Below are 24,316 nucleotides of genomic sequence, written 5' to 3'. Positions count from 1 at the left end.
CTGTACGATTCGCCGCATACTATGCTTGAAAAACAACCAAGAAGATATCTAAAAATAATGTTTGAATTTCCAAAATTTTCTAATCATTCAGTGAAGAATGATGTTCTATCAGGGTTAACCGTTGCGTTAGCTCTAGTCCCTGAAGCTGTTGCTTTCGCCTTTGTTGCTGGTGTTGACCCTATGGTTGGCCTATATGCTGCTTTCATTGTCGGCTTAATTACGTCAGTTATTGGTGGTCGCCCTGGAATGATTTCTGGCGCAACTGGCGCGATGGCTGTTGTAATGGTTAGCTTAGTAGCAGTTCACGGCGTACAGTACCTTTTTGCAGCCATCTTACTCGCCGGTATTCTGCAAATTACCGCAGGTTTATTTAAACTAGGTAAGTTTATTCGTATCGTTCCACATCCTGTAATGATCGGATTTGTAAACGGCTTAGCTATTGTTATCTTCCTTGCTCAACTTGGTCAATTTAAAGCCCCTGACGCACTCGGTAATTTAGATTGGTTACAAGGTGACCAAATGATACTAATGCTAGGCTTAGTTGCTGTGACTATGGCTATCATTCACTTCTTACCTAAATTAACAACAGCAGTGCCTTCTTCCTTAGTCGCTATTATTGTTGTAACAGGGTTAGTTCAAGGTTTAGATTTAGATACTCGTACTGTTGTAGACTTCCTACGTACAATGAGTGGTGATGAAGCAGCAACATTAGCAGGCTCTCTTCCTACTTTCTCTGTGCCTAATGTCCCATTATCTTTAGAAACACTGTACATCATCTTACCTTACGCGCTTATTTTAGCCGCTATCGGTTTAATTGAATCATTACTAACTTTAACGGTTATTGATGAAATGACAGGTACTCGTGGTCAATCTAACCGTGAATGTGTTGGTCAAGGCGTAGCAAACGTTACTTGTTCTGTATTCGGAGCAATGGGTGGTTGTGCGATGATTGGTCAATCAATGATCAATGTTAACTCTGGCGGCCGTGGCCGTTTATCTGGCATCGTAGCCGCGGTAATGCTGTTAGTCTTCATCCTATTTGCATCTTCATTAATTGAGATAATCCCTCTAGCAGCTCTTGTTGGTGTTATGTTCATGGTAGTAATTGGTACATTTGAGTGGGCAACATTCAAACTTGCACGCCGAGTACCAAAACAGGATTTCTTTGTTATTGTACTTGTAACCGTTGTTACTGTGTTTACTGACCTTGCTGTTGCTGTTGGTGTTGGTGTTATCGCCTCTGCATTAATGTTTGCATGGCAACACGCAAAACACATCTTCTCAACAAACTCAGTAAACGAAGAAGGCTCTAAAGTTTATGAAATTAATGGACCGATCTTCTTTGGTTCAGCAGCTAATTTCTTAGAGTTATTCGATGTAGAAAGTGACCCTCAAGACATCATTATTGATTTTGCAGCCTCACGTGTTGTTGACCATTCAGCTATCGAAGCCGTTGATACTATCGCTGAGCGTTACTCTAAAGCAGGCAAAAAAGTACATCTTCGTCACTTAAGCCAAGATTGTCATGCTCTTCTAAACAAAGCGGGTAGCTTAGTTGAAATAAATGTACAAGAAGATCCGATCTATAAAGTGGTTAGTCAGTAAAGATACATTCACTTTTATCATTGATAGATAATATAAATCCCGATATGGTTCTCCTCTCGGGATTTTTTATATCTCAAATAACTACAATAAATGAACTCCCCTATTTTTAATGGAATAGAAATCATGATAGAACAAGATAAAAAAGATGAACGCTATAAGCAACGCCAGTCAAAGATCAAAGAAAATGTCGACAAGCGTGTTGAAGATGCGCAGACAGAAAAAGGCTTGTTAATTGTTGTTACGGGTAATGGGAAAGGAAAAACTACTTCTGGCTTTGGCACAGTAGCAAGAGCGGTTGGACATGGCTTAAATTGTGTTGTGGCTCAATTTATTAAAGGGACATGGGATTGTGGGGAAAGAAATTTACTAGAAGGTCATGGTGTCCCTTTCCATGTTATGAAAACAGGATTTACTTGGAATACTCAAGATAAAACAGCAGATACCGAAGCAGCACAACGTGTATGGCAAGAGTGCAAAAAAAGCTTATCCGATGAATCTGTCGATCTTGTTTTGCTTGATGAAATGACTTATATGATCACTTATGGCTATATCGAACTTGATGAGTTAAAAACAGCATTACAAAACCGTCCCAAAATGCAATCGGTTGTGATTACTGGCCGAGCTGCGCACCGTGAGTTAATTGAAATGGCTGATACGGTATCTGAAGTTCGAAATGTAAAACACGCTTTTGATTCCGGCATTAAAGCATTGAAAGGCATAGATTGGTAGATCCTTTTATTCTTAATAAGAAATAAAAATGGCCTGTATCAATAATGATTACAGGCCATTTTTTAACTGTTATATCACTGTAAATTAATTAAAAAGCCCTTTCAGCAGCTTATTTGCCGCTTCTTTTACTTTTTCATCTTTAATCTTATCGCCATATTTCTCTTCAAGTTTTTCGATACCACGATCAATTTCTTTCTTTGCTTTTTGTTGCATAACATCATCAAACTCAAGCTTATACTTTGGCTTACCCCATGGACCTGTAATTCGAATTGGGATCGTAACATCTTTAAGATCATCAATGCCTTTACCGCCCTGGCCTTTTAATGAGCCAACGATTGATGTTTTAATTAGCATGTTTGCCGTTTCATTCACATAATGAGCAGAGCCTTCGCCATGAATACGAAGTAATGGCGATACCATTTTAATATTTTTGGTTGTCGCATTTCCTTTTGATAAATAAAAGTCCGCAGTTAGTGCACTAAAGTCTGTTTTCTCTGCTTCTTCGCTGCCTTGAACTTTTTCACCTTTAATTTTTGCATAGGTCGTGCGGATTAGTAATGGAATATTAATGCCGTTAACAGCACCGTCGGCAAAGTTAATTGATGCCTTACCCTTAAGGTTTTCTTTTAAAGCACTTGGTTTCAAGCTCTTACCTGAAACATTCAATGCCATATTACCATTACCTTCAATAAGACTTTCACCCATAACATCTGTCAATAACGGGGCAACTTGTACTCCTTTGATTGATTGTTTAATGCTATACGTAGGAGTTGCTTTACGCGCATCCAAGGTTGCAGTCATATCAATCGCACCATCGTATAAATCCGAGTGGAATTTCGTCAGTTTTAATACGCCACGATTAATGGAGAACACAGAAGTAACATTCTGCATCTTGGCATTACTTGCTTTGAACTTATCTATAATAATGGTTCCTGCGACATCAAGCGTTTTTAATGCGCTTAAATCAGGTTCCACTTCTGTTGCCTTACTCGCTGGTAGCTCTTTATTATTACTTGTTGTTTTTTCCGTTACGGTTGCTTCATTTTGAGGTAAGGTTGCTAATAATGCATCAACATCAATATTTGGACTACGTAACTCAAAGCGTACCTTAGGTATCTCATTTAGCTGTACGCTCATCTTACCAGTAAAATCAGTATCCACCGCTGACAGAGAAAGTGTATTGATACTCAGAAACGATTTTTTTAAATCAAATGAACTATTAAAGCCTATAACAGCGGTAACATCTTCGTTTGGTATTCCTTTACCTTTTACGTTGTTAGTGCTTGAAAAGTCTTTCACTTGAATAACATCTAATGCTTTTGGTACGTATAGAGCGAAGGTAGAATTCGAATTAACATCAAGGGCATTTGCCTTACCTAGCGCTGTTAGACTGATATTTGCCCATTCATCAAAAGAGAACTGATCAATGGTGAATGTAATATCATTAAATTTGTTTGAGGCGTCAGAGTAAGAAGCAATAAACTTTGTCTGCTTTAATGATGCATCATCTAATGCAACTGCAATATTTAAATCAGTCTCACCTTTTAAAGCAACGTTCTGTTGGCCTAAATCCCCTTTTAAATCAAACTCTAAATGAGCCCATTGACCAGGACTAAATTGAGACAGTGATAAATTCATATCACTAAAATACATTTTAGTGCCCGCTTTATCATCCTGAATAAGCACTTCTGCATTCGTTAGTGCAATGCCTTCTAATGTTACTTTCCAATCATTAAGTTGGGTACTTGGTTGAGTATTATCCGTTATTTTTGCGACTTGCTCTTCTGGGCTTGCTTCAAGAGTACCAACTTGTTCTTTAGTTGGACCAATATTGTCTAAGTTCGTCGTGCCATTTTTTAGTGTGTGTAGCGTAAAAGAAGCGCCATCCAAAGTCACTAAGCCAATATTGATTTCATGCTGAAATAATGGGCGAACATTAAGGTCTAATACCGCATTATTAAATTTCACAAGGTCAGGAGTTGAAAACCCCTTTGGATTACTTAAAGCAACTTCACCAATAGAAAAGCCAATTGATGGGAAAAATCGCCATTCAATATCACCATCAATGGTTAATTGACGACCCGTTTGAGCTTCAACTTGCTCTTTTATCAAAGGTTTAAAGTCGTTAGGGTTAACAAGTAATACCAGCACCAATAAAGCGGCAATGATAGCGATAAAGGGTATGCTAATTAATAGGGCTATTTTTTTCACGGCCAAAATCCATCTAATGTATTGAAATGGTAACAAGAGTGTTAATTATGCCACTACTTAAGCATAATAAACATAGGGTTACCTATAGTTATATACCTAAATAACAGGAAGTGACAGAAATCAGACAAAAAAAAGGCCAACGATAACGTCGGCCTATTTATTTAATTTCGTTTTATTATGCTTTCAATAAACGAGAAATGTGTGCTTTTAATACATCAATTGCAATGCGGTTTTTACCGCCACGTGGAACAATGATATCAGCATGCTGTTTAGATGGTTCAATAAACTGCATGAACATTGGACGTACTGTTTTCTGATATTGCTCAAATACAGATTCCATTGTGCGACCACGCTCTTCTACATCACGTCTAGCACGACGTAATAAACAGATATCTAAAGGCGTATCCATGAACACACTTGCGTGCATTAAATTACGTAAACGAGGATCAGTTAAAAGCAGAATACCTTCAAGGATGATCACTTTTTTAGGAGTCATCACATCAACTTCAGAAGTACGAGTGTGCTCAGTATAGCTATAGGTTGGAATATCAACCGCTTCACCACGCATAAGCTGTTCAAGATGTTCACAAAGTAATTCGTGATCAAGAGCACTTGGGTGGTCGTAATTTGTTTTGACTCTTTCTTCCATGGTCAGGTGGCTTTGGTCCTTGTAGTAACTATCTTCAGTTATTACACCAATTTGATGATCGCCAACTTTTGCTCGTAGTTCGTTATAAATAGTAGAAGCGATCAGACTCTTACCTGAAGCTGATGCCCCTGCAATACCTACGATAATACAGTTTTGATTACTGTTCTCTGACATAAAAGATACCTAAAAGTGTGCGAGATGCGGTTATTAAAATAAAACCGCCTAATTATAGGGATTACGAACGATACTTTCCACCGATAATTACGCTAAACACCGACACTATAAAGACTTGAACATTATTTGGTCAGCAACAACCTCTCCTTGCCAATATAATCGACTAGATACTTGCTCTGCGAGCTGAATATAGAGTTGACTATGGGCGCTCGCTAGGTTTTCAGCAACACTTGGCGTACCTGAATCAGTCTCACTGCGAATATCAATATGCAATGGCAACTTACCAAGTAACGGAATTGAATACTTCTTAGCCATTAACTCTGCACCACCGGTTCCAAAAATAGCTTCTTCATGTCCACATTGAGAGCAAATATGCACACTCATATTCTCAACGATACCAATAACAGGAACATCTACTTTCGTAAACATATTCACTCCTTTAATCGCATCAGTTAACGCAAGATCCTGTGGTGTAGTTACGATTACCGCTCCAGTCGTTGGTATCTGCTGAGATAGCGTGAGTTGAATATCTCCTGTACCTGGTGGCATATCAATAACAAGATAATCCAGATCTGGCCACCATGTTTCATTAACTAATTGAGATAATGCCTTTGATGCCATTGGACCACGCCACACGGCGGCTTCTGCTTTATCTACTAAATAACCAATTGAATTACTGTAAATACCATGAGCCTCTACTGGCATCATGCGATTATTATCTACAATGTTTGACTTTTTATCTTCTACGCCTAACATTAAAGGAACTGATGGCCCATAAATATCCGCATCTAAGATGCCAACTCGAGCACCTAAATGATGTAACGCTAATGCCAGGTTCACTGCTGTTGTTGATTTACCAACCCCACCTTTGCCAGAGCTAACAGCAATGATATTTTTCACCCCTTTAACTGCGGGTTTATCTGTTTTTAAGGTTGCTGGTTTAGTCACGACTTCAAAAGAGAGCGAATCCAACTTTAAACTCTGTTTTTGCTGCTCTACCCAAGCCAATAATTCTTGTTTTAAGGACATAGAAACAAAAGGGAGCGTTACTGTAACGATACCGTTAGCAGTAAGAGATACTAGATTTGGTATATCGGCCCATCCCTCACAAAGTTGCGAATGCGTAAATTCATTTAACCAATTTTTAATCTCAGCCATCGTTGTAAATGCCATCTTACCTATTCCTTGATTATTTTTACTCATCCTAGCACTAATTGAGTCTTTGATCCTCTATGCTTTCTAGCTCGCTTCAGGTACTATTTATCTCTTAAAATTTTCACCCATCACATTAAGCGAAAGAGAAGATATGGCTACAGATCCGAGAAAAATTCTGGTTACATGTGCCCTACCGTATGCAAACGGTTCAATCCACCTAGGTCATATGCTTGAGCATATCCAAGCGGATATCTGGGTTCGTTACCAACGTTTACGCGGCAACGACGTTAACTTTATTTGTGCAGATGACGCTCACGGCACACCAATCATGCTTAAAGCTCAACAGATGGGTATCACTCCTGAAGAAATGATTGCAGCAGTAAGCGAAGAGCATCAAAAAGATTTCGCTGGCTTCGACATTAGCTTTGATAACTATCACAGCACACACAGTGATGAAAACCGTGAGTTAGCCTCTCATATCTATTTAGAGCTAAAGAAAAACGGCTTTATTACTAGCCGCACTATTTCTCAGTTATTCGATCCTGAAAAAGAAATGTTCTTACCTGACCGCTTCGTAAAAGGCACTTGCCCGAAATGTAAAGCAGAAGAACAATACGGTGATAACTGTGATAACTGTGGCGAAACATATAGCCCTACTGATCTGATTAATCCTAAGTCTGCAGTGTCTGGTGCAACTCCAGTGATGAAAGATTCTGAGCATTTCTTCTTTGACTTACCTCAGTTTGAAAGCATGCTGAAAGAATGGACTCGCTCTGGTTCTTTACAATCAGAAACAGCAAATAAGATGCAAGAATGGTTTGAATCAGGTTTACAACAGTGGGACATATCTCGTGATGCACCTTACTTTGGCTTTGAAATTCCTGGCGAAACAAATAAATTCTTCTATGTTTGGTTAGACGCTCCTATTGGCTACATGGGTTCTTTTAAAAACCTTTGTAACAAACGTGACGATCTAAACTTTGATGAATACTGGAAAAAAGACAGCACGACTGAGCTTTACCACTTCATCGGTAAAGACATCGTATATTTCCACAGCCTATTCTGGCCTGCAATGCTTGATGGCGCAGGTTTCCGTAAGCCAAACAATGTATTTGTCCATGGTTATGTCACGGTGAATGGCGCGAAAATGTCTAAATCTAAAGGCACTTTCATTAAAGCGGGTACTTACTTAAATCACTTAGATCCTGAGTGTCTACGTTACTACTATGCCGCTAAACTAAATAGCCGTATTGATGATCTTGATTTAAACCTTGAAGACTTCACTCAACGTGTAAACTCTGATGTAGTAAATAAGATTGTTAACCTAGCTTCTCGTAACGCTGGCTTCATTACTAAACGCTTTGATGGCAAACTAGCAGATAACTTTGCAGAGCCTGAGCTTTACAATGAATTTATTGCAGCAGCTGATCGTATTGCTGAGCTATACGAAACTCGTGAATTTAGCCGTGCTATTCGTGAGATTACCGCGCTTGCAGACAAAGCAAATCAGTACATTGATGAAAAAGCACCTTGGGTATTAGCAAAAGAAGAAGGCAAAGAGCAAGAGCTACAAGAAGTTTCTTCTGTAGGTATTAACTTGTTCCGTGTCCTAATGGCTTACCTAAAACCTGTAATGCCAGAGCTTGCTGCACGTACTGAAGCTTTCTTAAACGAAACGTTAACGTGGGAAGGCGTTACACAACCATTAACGTCTCACGAAATCACTACGTTTAAAGCGCTATTTGCTCGAATCGACCCTAAGAAAGTTGAAGCTATGGTTGAAGAATCAAAAGAAGATGCAGCTGTAGAAATGGCCGCAAAAGAGAAAGCTGAAGCGGAAAAAGAAAAAGCAAGCCAAACTGAACTAGATAAAGACCCAATCGCAGATGAGATTGAGTTTGATGCATTCGAAGCGGTTGATATGCGCATTGCACGTATTATCTCTTGTGAAGAAGTGCCAAAAGCAAATAAGCTACTTAAATTCCAACTGGACATTGGCGGTGAGACTCGTCAAGTGTTCTCTGGAATCAAATCAGCATACAAACCTGAAGAGCTGGAAGGCAAGTTAACCGTGATGGTTGCTAACCTTAAACCTCGTAAAATGAAGTTTGGTATGTCTGAAGGCATGATCCTAGCTGCAGGCCCTGGTGGTAAAGATCTTTGGATCCTTGAACCACACGAAGGTGCTCAACCAGGTATGCGTGTAATGTAATTCTTTTTTAAAGATAATACCAATCGTAGTAAATCACTTACTGTGATTGGTATAACTTACAAACAAAAATAGAGACCAAATGGTCTCTATTTTTTTATCTATTTGTAGGTGATTACAAATTTAGAATCCTTCATCTATCAAATTACACACTTATAAAACTGAAGCTAGAGACAGGTTAATCTCACTTAATACTTGTGATGGGTTCTCTGCCTGTGTAATTGGACGACCAATCACTAAATAATCAGAACCTGAAGTAATAGCATCAACCGGTGTCATAATGCGTTTTTGGTCACCGACATCAGCACCTGCTGGACGAATGCCAGGAGTCACTAATTTAAATTCTTTACCTAGGTCGGCTTTTAACATTGAAGCTTCTTGTGCAGAACATACAACGCCATCTAAACCACTATTTTTAGTCAATCTAGCTAAACGTTTTACTTGTTCTTGTGGTGCGATATCTAAACCAATACCTGCTAAATCTTGTTGTTCCATACTTGTTAGTACTGTTACACCAATAAGCAATGGACGATCTTTTCCATATGGTTCTAAAATTTCACGTGATGCCGTCATCATACGCTCACCGCCACTCGCATGAACATTCACCATCCACACACCCATTTCAGCTGCTGCACGCACTGCTTTTGAACAAGTGTTAGGGATATCGTGGAACTTTAAATCTAGAAAAACAGAAAAACCACGTTTATGAAGTTCCTTTACAAACTCAGGGCCAAATAAAGTAAACATCTCTTTACCCACTTTCAAGCGGCAAGAGCTAGGATCAATTTTATCAACAAACGCTAATGCATCTGCTTGATTATCATAATCCAATGCAACGATCACCTTTTGGTCTTTCATTTTCTCTCCTTTGGAATTGCTCATTTTGTTTTACTCAAAAAAAGAGGCACTAAGAGCGCCTCTTCATTATTCACCATCTAAACCCTTTATAGGCTTAATTGCTCCCCACCCTTTACAGGATGGACACTGCCAAAATAATCGATGGGCAGAGAAACCGCATTTACAACAACGATAATTCGGTTTCATTTTTAATTGTTCACCAACCAGGTTTTGTAAACTCGACAAACTGGCTTTTGCTCTACCATCTTCAGCTTCATCAACATGATAGCCCATAAGACGATAGAAACCTTTCATTGTTGGATTTTTCAGCAGCTGCTTAGTCATATAGCCTTGAGCTAATGCTGTACCTTCATGCTTTGCAATTAAATTAGACAGCATAAGCTCTGCACTTGCTCCTGCACCTTTTGCTATCGCTTCTTTTAGGAAGTGAAGCAATGAGCCTTCTCTATCTAGGTGTTCATAACACTCGGCAAGCAATGGCAATGCTTCACTGATAAAATCAATATCTTGATCTAAAACGGATTCTAATTGCGCTGCAGCTGCTTTATAGTTTTTCTCTTCTATTAATAACTTCGCCATCATAATTGATGCTCGAACACAGTTATTATCAATAGATAAGGCTTTTTTCAAATTCTGTTTTGCTTTATTTAAGTTACTATCAGCAAGCTCTTGCATTGCTAATTCACAATAGTAATGAGCAATATCGGGTTTTAGCTTTTTCTTACCCATTTTCACTAAACTATTAGCAAAGGTAATGGCTTGTTCCCATTCTCTTGTTTGTTGATGAATAGCAACTAACTGAAGTAAAGCGGCTTCTTTATGATCAGGTTCGTCCACTAACTGCTCAAATATTTTTTCGGCACGATCCAAAATACCAGCAACCATATAATCTTTTGCAAGTTGTTGAAGTGCTATATTTCGTTGATCTAACGTTAAGTTTGGACGAGCGATGAGGTTTTGATGAATTTTGATGGCGCGGTCCACTTCACCACGGCTTCTGAAAAGGTTACCTAAAGCAAGATGGGTATCTATCGTATCGCTATCGACCTGAAGAAGCTCGATAAAATGATCTACTGCTTTATCTGACTGATCAGACAGCAATAGATTCAGACCCGCCACGTATTGACGTGACAGGTGATTTGTATCTCTTTGACGTTGTTGTGTCGCACTCCTATTACCCATATACCAACCATAACCGGCCGCAATAGGTAATAATAGGAATAGCAGTTCTAACATTTAGTCACTACCCTTTGGTTGAATCTAAACGCAGTCTATTCAACTCTGCAGTTTGTTTATCGAGACGCTTACGTAAACGACGCTGCGTCATACTCACTTTTAAATACATACTGCCACAAATCAGCCAGCCTAAACCAAAACCAGTCGCAAAGAATATTCCTAGCAAGGTTGATAATTGAAAATCACCCTGTGCCAACAAATAGTTAAAATTAACAATAATCTGGTTTTGTGCACCGACCGCTAATGAGATCAGAAATAAAGATAATAATAAAATAGCTACAACAATTTTCACTGGTATTCCCTCCAGTTAATGAACATCTAACAATATCTTATTTTACAGCTCTAAAGATACACCTAAACGCACTGAAAATGAACATAAAAAAACGGCATACTAAAAAGTATGCCGTTTTTATATGCCAATTTACATTAGCTGAAATTCACACGTTCACGCAGTTCTTTACCTGGTTTAAAATGAGGAACGAACTTACCATCCAATTCTACTTTATCACCAGTTTTTGGATTACGACCTAAACGAGGCTCTCGATAGTGTAGAGAAAAACTACCAAAACCACGAATCTCTATACGATCACCGCCCTCTAGCGTTGTTGCCATCTGTTCAAGGATTTCCTTGACTGTATCTTCAACCTGCTTAGCAGAAAGTTGAGGCTTTTTACTACACAGTTGTTCAATCAGTTCAGATTTTGTCATAAATGACCTCTCCTACGTTATCGAAAGAAAAGGGAGCATTACGCTCCCTTTAAATTTACTTATTCGCCTTTAGCTGCTTTGAAAGCGTCAGCCATTGCGTTACCGAAACCACCGTCTTCAGACTTAGTGTTCAGTGAAGCCATTGCTTCTTGCTCGTCAGCTTCATCTTTAGCTTTGATAGATAGGTTAACTACGCGGTTCTTACGGTCTACACCAGTGAACTTCGCTTCAACGCTATCGCCAACGCTTAAGATTAGAGATGCATCTTCAATACGGTCACGAGATAGCTCAGAAGTACGGATGTAACCTTCTACGCTGTCTGCTAGAGTGATTGTAGCGCCTTTAGCGTCAACAGCTGAAACAGTACCGTTTACTAGAGTACCTTTCTTGTTGTCTGCTAGGTAGTTGTTAAATGGGTCTTCTTCCATTTGTTTAACACCTAGAGAAATACGCTCACGCTCTGCATCTACTGCTAGAACAACAGCAGAGATTTCGTCGCCTTTCTTGTACTCACGTACCGCGTCTTCACCTGTAGCATTCCAAGAAATGTCAGATAGGTGAACTAGACCGTCGATGCCGCCGTCAAGACCGATGAAGATACCAAAGTCAGTGATAGATTTGATCTTACCAGTAACGTGGTCGCCTTTAGCTTGCGCTTCAGCGAATGTCTGCCATGGGTTAGCTTTACATTGCTTAAGACCTAGAGAGATACGACGACGTTCTTCGTCAATCTCAAGAACCATAACCTCAACTTCGTCGCCTACATTAACAACTTTAGAAGGGTGGATGTTCTTGTTAGTCCAATCCATTTCAGAAACGTGTACTAGACCTTCAACGCCTTCTTCGATTTCAACGAAGCAGCCGTAGTCAGTTAGGTTAGTAACACGACCAGAAAGTTTGTGACCTTCTGGGTAACGCTTAGCGATAGCTACCCATGGATCTTCGCCAAGTTGCTTAAGACCTAGAGAAACACGAGTGCGCTCACGATCGAACTTAAGAACTTTAACATTGATCTCGTCACCAACATTTACGATCTCAGATGGGTGCTTAACACGCTTCCAAGCCATATCTGTGATGTGTAGTAGACCGTCAACGCCACCTAGATCAACGAATGCACCGTAGTCAGTAAGGTTCTTAACGATACCTTTAACTTCCATGCCTTCTTGTAGAGAAGCAAGTAACTCGTCACGCTCAACACTGTTTTCAGATTCGATAACAGCACGACGTGAAACAACAACGTTGTTACGCTTTTGGTCAAGTTTGATTACTTTGAACTCTAGCTCTTTGCCTTCAAGGTGCAGAGTGTCACGTACTGGACGTACATCAACAAGAGAACCAGGTAGGAATGCACGGATACCGTTAAGTTCAACTGTGAAGCCGCCTTTAACTTTACCGTTGATAACACCCATAACTGTTTCAGCATCTTCGTATGCTTTTTCAAGTTGGATCCAAGCTTCGTGACGCTTCGCTTTCTCACGAGAAAGTTGAGTTTCGCCGAAACCGTCTTCAACAGCGTCAAGAGCAACGTCTACTTCAGAACCAACTTCAACTTCAAGTTCGCCAGCAGCGTTCTTGAATTGTTCAGCTGGGATAGCTGCTTCAGACTTAAGGCCAGCGTCAACAAGAACGAAACCGTTCTCGATAGCTACTACAGTACCTTTAACGATGCTGCCTTGTTGGAATTCAGTTTCATTCAGAAACTCTTCAAAGAGTTGAGCAAAAGATTCAGTCATTAATTTGATCTTCAATATTAAACGTCCATGGGTATCCTACCGCATGGGGTTGATAGTAAGGTTAGTTATCATCCTTGCAACTAACTAAGTTTTTAATTATAGCTTAGATTCAATAAAAGCAATAGCTTGAGCAACCACTTCTTCAATATTCATTGATGTTGAATCTAATACTAAAGCGTCTTCTGCAGGACGTAATGGCGCGACAGCTCTATTGCGGTCTCGATCATCACGTTCTTGAATTTCGCTTAAAAGACGGTCAAATTTAACATCTAACCCCTTCTGTTGCAACTGCTTCATACGGCGATTCGCACGTTCTTCTGCACTTGCATCTAAAAATATCTTCACTTCAGCGCTTGGGAACACCACTGTGCCCATATCACGGCCATCAGCAATTAAGCCAGGCTGAGCAGAAAATGCACGCTGGCGACGTAATAAGGCTTCACGTACTTGTGGCAACGCTGCAACTTTTGAAGCCGCCATTCCTGTTTCTTCTTTACGAAGTTCAGCCGAAACATCCTCACCTTCAAGAATTACTTTAACAAGATCGCCTTCCGCTTTAAATTGCACGTCTAAATTAGCGGCTAAAGGAACAAGGCCATCTTCTGAGTTTAAGTCTACTCCGTGGTGAATAGCAGCTAGTGCTAACACTCGATAAATTGCACCGGAATCTAATAAGTTATAACCTAGCTTTTCTGCAAGTAACATACACAATGTGCCTTTACCTGCTCCACTTGGACCATCAACAGTAACGACTGGTGAATGAGTTGTCATGGAGTTCTCCAATTATTTATTGTGATTGGTTTCTACGGGCGCATTATACCCAAGTCAGATTATTTATATACTCTAGATTATTAAAAACTAAAAAAGCTCTGTGTTTTTTCACACAGAGCTAGTATAGACAAATCTTAAACTTGTTTATTGATAAATTAAACACTTAGTTCTTTTAATTTATCGAAATAGTCTGGAAATGTTTTTGATGTGCAGCCCGGATCATTAATAGTGACTGGTGTATCACTTAATGCCACAAGCGAAAAACACATCGCCATACGGTGATCATCATAAGTATCAATCGCTGCATGTGTTAATGATGTAGGAGGTGTAATCGTAATATAATCTTCACCCTCTTCTACTTCAGCCCCTACCTTTCTTAATTCAGTTGCCATTGCAGCTAAGCGATCTGTCTCTTTTACACGCCAGTTATAAACGTTACGAATAGAGGTCGTTCCTTTTGCAAATAATGCAGCAGTTGCAATCGTCATTGCCGCATCAGGAATATGATTAAAATCCATATCCACGGCTTTTAGCTCACCCTTACGAGCAATAACATAATCATCACCCCATTCAATATTGGCTCCCATTGCCGCTAATGCATCAGCAAATTGCACATCACCTTGAATGCTCTTTTTACCAATGCCTGTCACTTTTACTTCACCACCTTTAATGGCAGCAGCAGCAAGGAAATAAGAAGCCGATGACGCATCTCCCTCTACAAGAAAGTCACCTGGAGCGACATACGTCTGATTCGCAGGTACAACAAACGTTTTATAATTTTGATTTTCAATCTCAACACCAAACGTCGCCATTATATCCAAAGTGATGTCTATATAAGGTTTTGAAACCAAGTCACCAATAATATTAATGGTCGTCTCTTGTGTTGATAATGGTGCAGCCATTAAAAAAGCAGTTAGAAATTGGCTTGAGATAGAACCATCAATATCAACAGTTCCTCCACTAAGGCCTGTGCCTTTTATTTTTAGCGGTGGATAGTTTTCATTTTCTAAATATTCAACATCTGCGCCTGCAGCTTTTAATGCAGTGACAAGATGTCCAATTGGACGTTCTTTCATACGAGGCTCACCAGTAAGGACAAACTCACCCTTACCTAAGCATAACGCTGCCGCTAATGGGCGCATTGCCGTTCCTGCATTACCAAGAAACAATTCTAATGCCTCATTGGGTTCAAAGGCACGGCCTAAGCCTGTTACTTCACACACTGTTTTATCTTCGGATAATGTATATTCAACGCCAAGTGCTTTTAGCGCATTAAGCATATGACGAATATCATCACTATCAAGCAGGTTGGTTAGTTTTGTTGTTCCAGATGCCAACGCCGCCAGTAACAATGCACGATTGGACACACTTTTTGAGCCAGGTAGGTTTATTTGACCATCAATTTTTGAAATTGGTTGAAGAGTTAAGCTTTCCATGTTTATGTAAAAATTCCTATACAAATAAATAATAACGCTATGCTCGGTATTTTACCTCATGATGACATAGCTGTTTCAGCTTTCATTGTTATTTTTTGTTATTCTTCATTCCTTCAGAGTAACGAAAACCAAAGCGTTGTACCAGAGGCAATGTCGTCTCTTTACTTAAAAATAATGAATACTTATTTCTTTTATTTATGACTATATATTTACAACAACTTGATTCCGATATGCATAGTGCTTTTCCTTCAATAGAAAGTGCATTAACCGAACCTGATGGATTACTTGCAATGGGAGGCGATTTATCTGCCAATCGTCTTATCAATGCTTACCAACATGGTATTTTTCCTTGGTATAGCGAAGGCGACCCTATTTTATGGTGGAGTCCTTCAATTCGAGGTGTCTTTTTACCTCGTTTATTCTCGCCATCTAAGAGTCTTAAAAAGTATTTTCGTAAATCCAACTATCGCGTCACCATAAATACAGTAACTGATCAGATCATTGAATTATGTGCATCAACAAGAGGCCCCGAAGAAACTTGGATAATGCCTGAAATGATCTTTGCGTATAAGCAATTAGCAACATTAGGCTATTGTCACTCTGTTGAAGTATGGGAGAATGAAACACTTATTGGTGGATTATATGGACTTCAAATTGGTCAGGTATTTTGTGGCGAATCTATGTTCTCATTAAAGACGAATGCTTCAAAAATCGCACTATGGAAATTTTGTGAGCATTTTGTCGCAGCCGGAGGTGAACTCATTGACTGCCAAATGATGAATCCTCACCTCGAAAGTTTAGGGGCTACTGAAATGAATCGCTCTGAATTTAAAATGCAACTAGAAGAGCTTACCGACAAATTAGTCGCACCAAGCTGTTATGCACCACAATCAATAGGGAATAAACCGTAGCCATGAGTAAATTTTCTCTTCAAGTCGGACTTACTCCGGAAGGCACTTGCAGCTACCTTCCGGGGCAACAAGAACGATTAGGTGTAGCGATGGAGCAAGAACTGCATTCTCCTCTTGGTTATCAGGCACTTATTCGTTTAGGATTTAGACGTAGTGGAGGCACGATTTATAAGCCAATGTGCAGTGCCTGTAACGCTTGCCAACCTCTACGCATCAATGCTAAGAAATTTGCGCCTAGCAAAAGTCAAAAGCGTATATTAAATAAAATATCGTCATTCACTTATAAGCTAAAAAATGAGATGGATGAAGAATGGTTCGAGCTATATGACAGATACATCAGTACTCGTCACCAAACTGGTAGTATGTTCCCAGCAAACAAAGACCAATTCTTTGAATTTTCTCATGCAGAGTGGTTACCAAACCACTTTCTTCATATTTATGAAAATGACACGCTAATTGCTATTGCTGTCACAGATATACTGAGCGACTCTATCAGTGCTATGTATACCTTCTTTGAGCCTCTACACCCGCTTTCTCTTGGAACCGTCTCTATACTTATTCAATTAAAACTATGCACTGAGCTCAATAAGAACTGGCTTTATCCTGGTTATCAAATAGACGATTGCCCAGCGATGAAATATAAAGATCGATATAAACCTAACCAAAAGCTAGTAAATATGGTCTGGCAAGGGTAAAATGCCCACCAAACTTTACATGCATCATTTTTAAGGGCATTATTAGCCGCTTAAAAATCAGCCAAAGCTATCTATATAAAGAGGATTCAATGGCAAAAGAAGACGCAATTGAACTACAAGGCACGGTTCTAGATACTCTGCCAAACACAATGTTTCGCGTAGAATTAGAAAACGGTCACGTTGTTACTGCTCACATCTCAGGTAAAATGCGTAAAAACTACATTCGTATTCTTACTGGTGACAAAGTAACAGTTGAAATGACTCCTTACGATTTATCTAAAGGCCGTATCGTCTTCCGTGCTCGTTAATTTGTCATTTTTAGCAGATTAATTTTCAGTCTGCTTTAAAATAATATAAAAAAAACCCAGTCAATAACTGGGTTTTTTATTATCTAGATATCAATTAATGCACAGCTTCTGCTTCGCTAGTAAATTCAAATGCTAACTCACCTTTATTCAATTTAACGCGAACCGTACCACCATCCACTAACTCACCAAATAAAAGCTCATTTGCCATTGGTTTTTTCAAGTTTTCCTGGATAACTCTAGCCATTGGACGTGCGCCCATGGCCTTATCGTATCCTTTCTCAGCTAACCATGCTTTCGCTTCTTTTGATACTTCCATTGACACACCACGAGCGTCTAACTGCACCTGTAGTTCGACAATGAATTTCTCAACAACAAGTGAAATCACATCTTTGCTTAAGTGTTCGAACCAAATAATATTATCTAAACGGTTTCTAAACTCTGGCGTAAAGACCTTCTTAATCGCAGCCATCGCATCTGTACTGTGATCTTGTTGAATCAAACCAATCGATTTCTTGACCGTTTCTTGAACACCTGCATTGGTTGTCATTACGAAAATTACATTTCGGAAATCCGCTTTACGGCCATTGTTATCTGTTAACGTACCGTTATCCATTACTTGAAGTAACAAGTTAAATACATCTGGATGTGCCTTTTCAAGTTCATCCAATAATACAACAGAATGTGGGTGCTTAATTACCGCATCTGTCAGTAGTCCACCTTGTTCGTAACCAACATAACCTGGGGGAGCACCGATCAAGCGGCTCACGGTATGACGCTCACCGTATTCAGACATATCAAAACGAAGAAGCTCAATACCAAGCGCTTTGGCTAACTGAACCGTCACTTCTGTTTTACCAACCCCTGTAGGGCCTGCAAATAAGAAAGAACCAACAGGTTTGTTATCAGCACCTAAACCAGCTCGACTTAGCTTAATCGCTTCACATAAAGCATCAATACCTTGATCTTGGCCAAACACCAACATCTTCAGTTTATCATCTAACTTTCTTAGAACATCTTTATCACTAGAAGAGACGGATTTTTCTGGAATACGCGCCATCTTAGCAACCATAGATTCAATATCTGCCACATTGATGGTTTTTTTACGACGGCTGACGGGTGTTAAACGACAACGAGCCCCGGCCTCATCAATAACATCAATCGCTTTGTCTGGCAGATGACGCTCATTGATGTATTTCGCTGACAGCTCAACAGCGGCACGAAGTGCTTTATTGGTATAACGAACATCATGATGTTCTTCATATTTGCTCTTCAGCCCAATAAGGATCTTCGTTGTGTCATCTAATGATGGTTCTAAAATATCAATTTTTTGGAAACGACGAGCCAATGCACGCTCTTTTTCAAAAATAGTGCTGTGCTCTTGATAAGTCGTCGAGCCAATGCAACGTAACTTACCACTGCTTAATAACGGCTTAATTAAGTTAGCGGCATCCACTTGTCCGCCTGACGCCGCACCCGCACCGATAATCGTATGAATTTCATCAATGAATAATACCGCATGCTCTTCATTTTCAAGCTGTTTTAAGATGGCTTTAAAGCGTTTCTCAAAGTCACCACGATACTTAGTTCCTGCAAGCAATGAACCTATATCTAATGAATAAATAATGCAGTCTTTAATTACATCAGGAACTTGCCCCTCAACAATGCGCCACGCCAGCCCTTCAGCAATGGCCGTTTTACCAACGCCCGCCTCACCAACAAGTAGTGGGTTATTTTTACGACGACGACATAGCACTTGAATTGTACGTTCAAGCTCTTGATCACGTCCAATAAGAGGATCAATCCCCCCATTTTTTGCTACTTGATTTAAGTTCGTTGCGAAACTTTCTAATTTATCTTCTGAACTTGCTTCTACTGCCGTTTCAACATTATTTGATTCTGCATTTTCATCACGATGCTCAGGAGCACCATGAGAAATATAATTAACAATATCTAATCGACTAATGTCGTTCTTTTTAAGGAGGTATGCGGCATGTGACTCTTGCTCACTAAAAATAGCAACCAAAACATTTGCACCCGTAACTTCACTACGACCAGATGATTGAACATGAAACACAGCGCGTTGGAGAACTCTTTGAAAGCTTAATGTTGGTTGCGTTTCTCGACTTTCATCATCGGCAGGAATTAAAGGTGTTGTTTGTGTTATGAATTCATCAATTTCAGTTGCCAATGCTTTTAAATCTGCATGGCACGCTAAAAGAGCTTCATGAGCTGATGGGTTCTCTAATAGAGCCAGTAATAAATGCTCTACCGTCATAAATTCATGACGCTTTTCTCGTGCACGAGCAAACGCACTGTTTAAACTCGCTTCTAATTCTTTATTTAGCATAGGAACCTCCCAAAACACCAAAAGATGGTGTAACGAACAAGCTTATACTTGCTCCATTGTACACAGTAGTGGGTGCTCATTATCACGCGAATACATATTGACTTGCGCAACTTTAGTTTCAGCAACTTCAGCAGTAAAAATCCCACATACTGCTTTCCCTTCATAATGCACGGTTAACATTAATTGTGTTGCTTTTTCCAAATCCATGGAAAAAAATTTATCTAAAACTTCGACAACAAACTCCATCGGAGTGTAGTCATCATTATTTAAAACCACTTTATACATTGCTGGTGGTTTTAATCCTGTTTTCTCCAATTCGAGTACATCTGAATCAGGAGAAACCCATTCATATAATTTGCTCATGTTGACAACTAATTAGTTAAATAGCATTTCTGATACGTCAACGTATCCCCTTTCTATTGAGCCTAATCTAGACGAAGAGTTACATCAAACAAAAGATGTCAATTTAGAGCCTTTATCACTTAATTTTCTATTAATTGAATAGAAAATCATCGTAACAAATTAAAGGATAGAGCCTTTTTTTAGTTAACACCACTTTAATTTATCACATTGTTATTACTGATAATTATGTTAATCGCAAAAATGATATTGAGTGCAAATGTTAACAAAGTAAACAAAATGTTCTTGACTCCCTCTTTAGATTTAATAGAGTGTACTTGTAGTGGTTATGAATTAAGCAAATTCTTAATTGATAAATATTATGCTAGGTAATTAAAAAATGCAGAGGGATGTATAGCATGGCAACAGGTACAGTAAAATGGTTCAATAACGCCAAAGGGTTTGGCTTCATTTGTCCTGAAGGTGAAGATGGTGATATTTTTGCGCACTATTCTACTATTGAGATGGATGGCTACCGCACACTAAAAGCAGGTCAATCTGTTACTTACGAAATCCACGAAGGACCAAAAGGTTTTCACGCCAGTGAAATTAAACCACTTGAAGGTGAAGCTGTTAAATAACCTTACCTTGAGTAATTATCTTAAAGGTGAGTAATGATACTCACCTTTTTTGAACCTATCTTAATCATCAAGCTCCAACTCTCATTACTTCCCTTCAAATAGGTTATCACTTTGAAATATTTCTTGTCTTTTTTACTCCTCACTTTTCTTACTGGCTGCGTGTCCGAAACGTATCAAGAAAAAAGTACTGTGAATCTTGTAACTATTGGCAACATTAATGATGTCATCGCAGGCAAACGTACATTTGCTTGGCATCCTAATATCAATGCCAATTATTTAAATAGCACATTAAATGAAAACAATACTGAACAACGCTTCATCAAATCACTAAAAAATGAATTAATACAGAAAGGATTTATTTATACAGACAATCCTACACTCGCTGACTTTTATGTGGGCTATGGACTTGGTATTGAAAGTGCTATTAGTGATACGAAAATTTTAAATGAAACAGGATTATTAGCAGGTTTACAGCCTTTAAATAATGAAAATGAAGGGGACAAAGCAAGTATATTTATTGCTGTATTTCTACCAAACCAAATCAATTCTTCTTGGAGTGTCTTAGCGCAAGGTTACACAAACACAGAGGATAACCGTAAAACAGCAATGGATGAATTACTTCACTTTATGTTTCATAGCTTGAATAAAACTTCGAATTCAAGCTAATGCAATATTGTGTATAAAAAATAAAATTAACAATGAGTTAAGATGAACAACTAATCTCCATTTTCTTTCCCCATTCAGGTGGTAATTGAGCGTAAGATTCAAACCCAGAATGCTCATCAAAAGGAGAGGCTAGTAACTTTGATAATGTTTGAATCTCACTATAATCACCATCTTTCGCTTTATTAATGGCTTGTTGAGCAAGATAATTTCTAAGAATGTATTTAGGGTTTACACTTCTCATTTTCTCACAGCGAAGTTCAACGCCACCCTCTTCCAATTCACAGCGAGTTAAATATAAATCCACCCATAACGTTGCGGCTTCTCTATCTAAAAACAAATCGACAACAGTTTGCTTATCTTGGCCATCTAAATAAGACAACGTCCTCATAAACCGTGTGTAATCTACAGAATTTTGTGACAATAATTCAAACATCGATTCAAATAATCGGCTATCTCCTTCTTGCTTAGAAAGCAACCCCAATTTCTTTCTCATTAGTTGACTAAAATAATGACCCAAGCGAGTTTCATACTTCTCCAAGGAGGCTCCTAAGTCTGATTTTTCAATCAATGATGAAAGAGAATGCGCTAATGCCGATAGATTCCATAGTCCTATTCTCGGTTGTTGATTAAACGCATAGCGGCCTTGGTAATCTGAATGATTGCAAATGTAGCTCGGTTCATAATCATCTAAAAAACCAAATGGGCCATAGTCAAACGTTTGCCCAGTGATCGACATGTTATCTGTGTTCATTACCCCATGAGCGAACCCAACAGCCTGCCAATGCGCAATCATATAAGCTGTTTTGTCTGCGATTTCATCGAACATTGCCGCATAAGGTTTATCCTTAGCTATACATTGAGGGTAATGCCACTCAATCACCTTATCCGCCAATAATTTCTGCTCTGATAATAAATTTGAATAAAACAGATGTTCGAAATGTCCAAATCGAATATGAGTTTCAGCCATTCGGACAAGTAATGCTCCTGTTTCATAACCCTCCCTAAAAACGGGAGTATCACTCGTCATCATCCCTAATGCTCGTGTTGTAGGGATACCTAATCCAGCCATAGCTTCACTGCACAAATATTCACGAATGGTAGATCGAAGTACTGCTCGACCATCGCCAGATCGAGAATAAGGCGTTAACCCTGCCCCTTTTAAATGGAGGTCAACACTGTTTCCTTCTTTATCCTTAATTTCAGCAAGTAATAATCCTCGCCCATCACCAAGATCAGGGTTGTATCCACCAAATTGATGGCCTGCATATTTCATTGCTAGTGGAGAAAAAACAGCAGGTACATGCTCGCCAGAAAAAGAAGAAAGTAACTCTGTATTACTCTCAGGATCTTCAGGTAAACCAAACTGTGTCGCAAGTTTACTGTTCCATATAACCCAACGTGTATTTTCCAACGGCGTTGGTTGAACATAAGTAAAAAAGCTGCGAGGTAATTCAGCGTAACGAGTTGTAATTGAAAAAGCATTCCAAAAAGACATGAGCGTAATCCATTAACAGTGTAATGAACTAACGCTAACACATTGAAAAGTTATATGACAGAAATGAAAAAAGCCGCACTAACCATAAGGTTAATGCGGCTTTTTCAATTTGGTACGCCCTGAAGGATTCGAACCTTCGACCACCTCCTTAGAAGGGAGGTGCTCTATCCAGCTGAGCTAAGGGCGCTCTATGGGGTAGGATTATACGAATATCCGAAAACAGATCAATCCTTTTCTTATCATTATCTTACCGAATGATGAAAAAAAGGGCAGATCGTGCACTCTTTGATCTAATCATCAAATAAAAAATCATTTTTACCTAAAAAACAAATCATAGTTCTCATTTTAACGAGAGTATCCCACCAATAGGCAAACGTTTGCTCTATGGCTATTAAGTTAACTTTCTGCGACAATACGGGGGTCAACCTAGTATTAGACCTTCAAAGGATCACTATGACCGCTCAAATTATCGATGGAAAACTCATTTCTCAAACCGTTCGCTCTGAAGTTGGTGCTCGCGTTAAAGCTCGCGTAGAAGCAGGACTTCGAGCTCCTGGCCTTGCTGTCGTTCTTGTTGGACAAGATCCTGCCTCTCAAGTTTATGTTGGAAGCAAGCGCCGTGCTTGTGAAGAAGTTGGCTTTATTTCAAAATCTTACGATTTACCAACCACCACAACAGAAGCTGAATTATTGTCTATTATTGACACATTAAATCAAGACGCAGAGATTGATGGTATTTTAGTTCAACTTCCTCTTCCGGCAGGAATGGACAGTACTAAAATTTTAGAGCACATTGATCCAGAGAAAGACGTTGATGGTTTTCACCCCTATAACGTTGGTCGCCTTTCTCAACGCATTCCAAAATTGCGTTCATGCACACCTAAAGGCATCATTACCCTGCTTGAACGTTACAATATTCAGGTACGTGGAATGCATGCGGTTGTTGTCGGTGCATCAAACATCGTTGGTCGTCCTATGACACTTGAATTACTGCTTGCTGGTTGCACCACAACAACCTGTCATCGATTCACTAAAAATCTTGAAAACCATATTCGTCAAGCCGACCTTGTTGTAGTTGCCGTTGGTAAACCAAACTTTATTCCAGGTGAGTGGATTAAAGAAGGCGCTGTCGTTGTCGATGTAGGTATCAACCGTTTAGACTCAGGTAAGTTAATCGGTGATGTTGAATACGACGTAGCAAAAACAAAAGCAAGCTACATTACTCCTGTTCCTGGTGGCGTTGGCCCTATGACAGTTGCTAGTCTTATTGAAAATACATTACTTGCCTGCGAACAGTACCACAGTAAATAATTAACCTACTGATAAAAATATCAACTGGCGAACTTTTTGAGGTTCGCCTTTTTTATATCTGCGCATTGCCACATTTCTTGATTAATTTTCATTCTATTTTCAGTTTTTTCTTGGACAAAATAAGGGTTT

General features: G+C 39.2%; 22 protein-coding genes and 1 tRNA gene. 9 read left to right on the top strand and 14 right to left on the bottom strand.

Annotated features, from left to right (window positions below; translation table 11 throughout):
* Positions 1–57 precede the first annotated feature (57 nt).
* Positions 58–1,605, top strand: a complete 1,548-nt coding sequence (locus tag PVK71_RS01965) for a SulP family inorganic anion transporter (protein ID WP_274417229.1) — start codon at positions 58–60, stop codon at positions 1,603–1,605.
* Positions 1,606–1,728: 123 nt separating this feature from the next.
* Complete coding sequence (gene cobO / locus PVK71_RS01960) at positions 1,729–2,334, top strand: cob(I)yrinic acid a,c-diamide adenosyltransferase (protein ID WP_274417231.1); 606 nt, start codon at positions 1,729–1,731, stop codon at positions 2,332–2,334.
* An 84-nt stretch (positions 2,335–2,418) separates the two neighbouring features.
* On the opposite strand, the gene PVK71_RS01955 is transcribed toward cobO, so the two are convergent.
* From PVK71_RS01955 to apbC, 3 genes are all read right to left on the bottom strand, one after another.
* Positions 2,419–4,545, bottom strand: a complete 2,127-nt coding sequence (locus PVK71_RS01955; protein ID WP_274417232.1) for an AsmA family protein — start codon at positions 4,543–4,545, stop codon at positions 2,419–2,421.
* Between the two features lie 175 nt (positions 4,546–4,720).
* Positions 4,721–5,368, bottom strand: coding sequence for a uridine kinase (udk, locus tag PVK71_RS01950; RefSeq protein ID WP_274417233.1), 648 nt, complete (start codon positions 5,366–5,368; stop codon positions 4,721–4,723).
* Between the two features lie 105 nt (positions 5,369–5,473).
* Positions 5,474–6,541: an iron-sulfur cluster carrier protein ApbC gene (gene apbC / locus PVK71_RS01945; RefSeq protein ID WP_274417234.1), complete on the bottom strand. Its 1,068-nt coding sequence runs from the start codon at positions 6,539–6,541 to the stop codon at positions 5,474–5,476.
* Between the two features lie 133 nt (positions 6,542–6,674).
* Here apbC and metG point away from each other — a divergent pair, with 133 nt between their 5' ends.
* Positions 6,675–8,735: a methionine--tRNA ligase gene (metG, locus tag PVK71_RS01940; RefSeq protein ID WP_130048230.1), complete on the top strand. Its 2,061-nt coding sequence runs from the start codon at positions 6,675–6,677 to the stop codon at positions 8,733–8,735.
* A gap of 150 nt (positions 8,736–8,885) precedes the next feature.
* On the opposite strand, the gene pyrF is transcribed toward metG, so the two are convergent.
* From pyrF to aroA, 7 genes are all read right to left on the bottom strand, one after another.
* Positions 8,886–9,590: an orotidine-5'-phosphate decarboxylase gene (pyrF, locus tag PVK71_RS01935; RefSeq protein ID WP_274417235.1), complete on the bottom strand. Its 705-nt coding sequence runs from the start codon at positions 9,588–9,590 to the stop codon at positions 8,886–8,888.
* 66 nt (positions 9,591–9,656) lie between these two features.
* On the bottom strand, positions 9,657–10,826 hold the full coding sequence (lapB, locus tag PVK71_RS01930; protein WP_274417236.1) for a lipopolysaccharide assembly protein LapB: 1,170 nt from the start codon (positions 10,824–10,826) through the stop codon (positions 9,657–9,659).
* A 7-nt stretch (positions 10,827–10,833) separates the two neighbouring features.
* The gene (locus PVK71_RS01925; RefSeq protein ID WP_274417237.1) at positions 10,834–11,118 is read right to left on the bottom strand and encodes a LapA family protein; all 285 of its coding nucleotides are present in this window, start codon (positions 11,116–11,118) and stop codon (positions 10,834–10,836) included.
* A 134-nt stretch (positions 11,119–11,252) separates the two neighbouring features.
* Positions 11,253–11,534 (bottom strand): integration host factor subunit beta, encoded by a 282-nt coding sequence (gene ihfB, locus PVK71_RS01920; RefSeq protein WP_045102545.1) that lies wholly within the window; start codon positions 11,532–11,534, stop codon positions 11,253–11,255.
* 59 nt (positions 11,535–11,593) lie between these two features.
* The gene (gene rpsA / locus PVK71_RS01915) at positions 11,594–13,267 is read right to left on the bottom strand and encodes a 30S ribosomal protein S1 (RefSeq protein WP_130044225.1); all 1,674 of its coding nucleotides are present in this window, start codon (positions 13,265–13,267) and stop codon (positions 11,594–11,596) included.
* 96 nt (positions 13,268–13,363) lie between these two features.
* Positions 13,364–14,038, bottom strand: a complete 675-nt coding sequence (gene cmk, locus PVK71_RS01910) for a (d)CMP kinase (RefSeq protein ID WP_274417238.1) — start codon at positions 14,036–14,038, stop codon at positions 13,364–13,366.
* Between the two features lie 155 nt (positions 14,039–14,193).
* Complete coding sequence (gene aroA / locus PVK71_RS01905; RefSeq protein ID WP_274417240.1) at positions 14,194–15,474, bottom strand: 3-phosphoshikimate 1-carboxyvinyltransferase; 1,281 nt, start codon at positions 15,472–15,474, stop codon at positions 14,194–14,196.
* A gap of 197 nt (positions 15,475–15,671) precedes the next feature.
* On the opposite strand from aroA, the gene aat reads away from it, so the two are divergent.
* The 3 genes from aat to infA all read left to right on the top strand — a co-directional run bounded on the left by aat (position 15,672) and on the right by infA (position 17,388).
* The gene (gene aat / locus PVK71_RS01900; protein WP_274417241.1) at positions 15,672–16,385 is read left to right on the top strand and encodes a leucyl/phenylalanyl-tRNA--protein transferase; all 714 of its coding nucleotides are present in this window, start codon (positions 15,672–15,674) and stop codon (positions 16,383–16,385) included.
* 2 nt (positions 16,386–16,387) lie between these two features.
* Positions 16,388–17,080: an arginyltransferase gene (locus PVK71_RS01895; protein ID WP_274417242.1), complete on the top strand. Its 693-nt coding sequence runs from the start codon at positions 16,388–16,390 to the stop codon at positions 17,078–17,080.
* 89 nt (positions 17,081–17,169) lie between these two features.
* Positions 17,170–17,388 (top strand): translation initiation factor IF-1, encoded by a 219-nt coding sequence (gene infA, locus PVK71_RS01890; RefSeq protein ID WP_005420180.1) that lies wholly within the window; start codon positions 17,170–17,172, stop codon positions 17,386–17,388.
* Positions 17,389–17,482: 94 nt separating this feature from the next.
* Here the strand turns inward: infA and clpA are convergent, their stop codons facing one another.
* Positions 17,483–19,735 carry an ATP-dependent Clp protease ATP-binding subunit ClpA gene (gene clpA, locus PVK71_RS01885; RefSeq protein ID WP_130044220.1) on the bottom strand — a complete coding sequence of 751 codons (2,253 nt, stop codon included), beginning with the start codon at positions 19,733–19,735 and terminating at the stop codon, positions 17,483–17,485.
* A 42-nt stretch (positions 19,736–19,777) separates the two neighbouring features.
* The gene (gene clpS, locus PVK71_RS01880) at positions 19,778–20,098 is read right to left on the bottom strand and encodes an ATP-dependent Clp protease adapter ClpS (protein ID WP_274417245.1); all 321 of its coding nucleotides are present in this window, start codon (positions 20,096–20,098) and stop codon (positions 19,778–19,780) included.
* A gap of 395 nt (positions 20,099–20,493) precedes the next feature.
* On the opposite strand from clpS, the gene cspD reads away from it, so the two are divergent.
* Together cspD and PVK71_RS01870 are read left to right on the top strand one after the other, a co-directional pair.
* On the top strand, positions 20,494–20,715 hold the full coding sequence (gene cspD, locus PVK71_RS01875; RefSeq protein WP_130044218.1) for a cold shock domain-containing protein CspD: 222 nt from the start codon (positions 20,494–20,496) through the stop codon (positions 20,713–20,715).
* Between the two features lie 159 nt (positions 20,716–20,874).
* The gene (locus PVK71_RS01870; RefSeq protein WP_274421728.1) at positions 20,875–21,381 is read left to right on the top strand and encodes a DUF4136 domain-containing protein; all 507 of its coding nucleotides are present in this window, start codon (positions 20,875–20,877) and stop codon (positions 21,379–21,381) included.
* 37 nt (positions 21,382–21,418) lie between these two features.
* Here PVK71_RS01870 and PVK71_RS01865 read toward each other — a convergent pair whose 3' ends face one another.
* Positions 21,419–22,876 (bottom strand): protein adenylyltransferase SelO, encoded by a 1,458-nt coding sequence (locus tag PVK71_RS01865; RefSeq protein ID WP_274417247.1) that lies wholly within the window; start codon positions 22,874–22,876, stop codon positions 21,419–21,421.
* Positions 22,877–22,986: 110 nt separating this feature from the next.
* Positions 22,987–23,063 (bottom strand) — tRNA-Arg (locus tag PVK71_RS01860).
* A 266-nt stretch (positions 23,064–23,329) separates the two neighbouring features.
* On the opposite strand from PVK71_RS01860, the gene folD reads away from it, so the two are divergent.
* Positions 23,330–24,187 (top strand): bifunctional methylenetetrahydrofolate dehydrogenase/methenyltetrahydrofolate cyclohydrolase FolD, encoded by an 858-nt coding sequence (gene folD, locus PVK71_RS01855; RefSeq protein WP_274417248.1) that lies wholly within the window; start codon positions 23,330–23,332, stop codon positions 24,185–24,187.
* Positions 24,188–24,316: the final 129 nt, after the last annotated feature.

This window comes from Aliivibrio sp. S4MY1 (assembly GCF_028765545.1).
GTDB lineage: Bacteria > Pseudomonadota > Gammaproteobacteria > Enterobacterales > Vibrionaceae > Aliivibrio.
The sequence above is the reverse complement of the archived record's forward strand: the minus strand, read 5'-3'. Positions and strand labels throughout refer to the sequence as shown.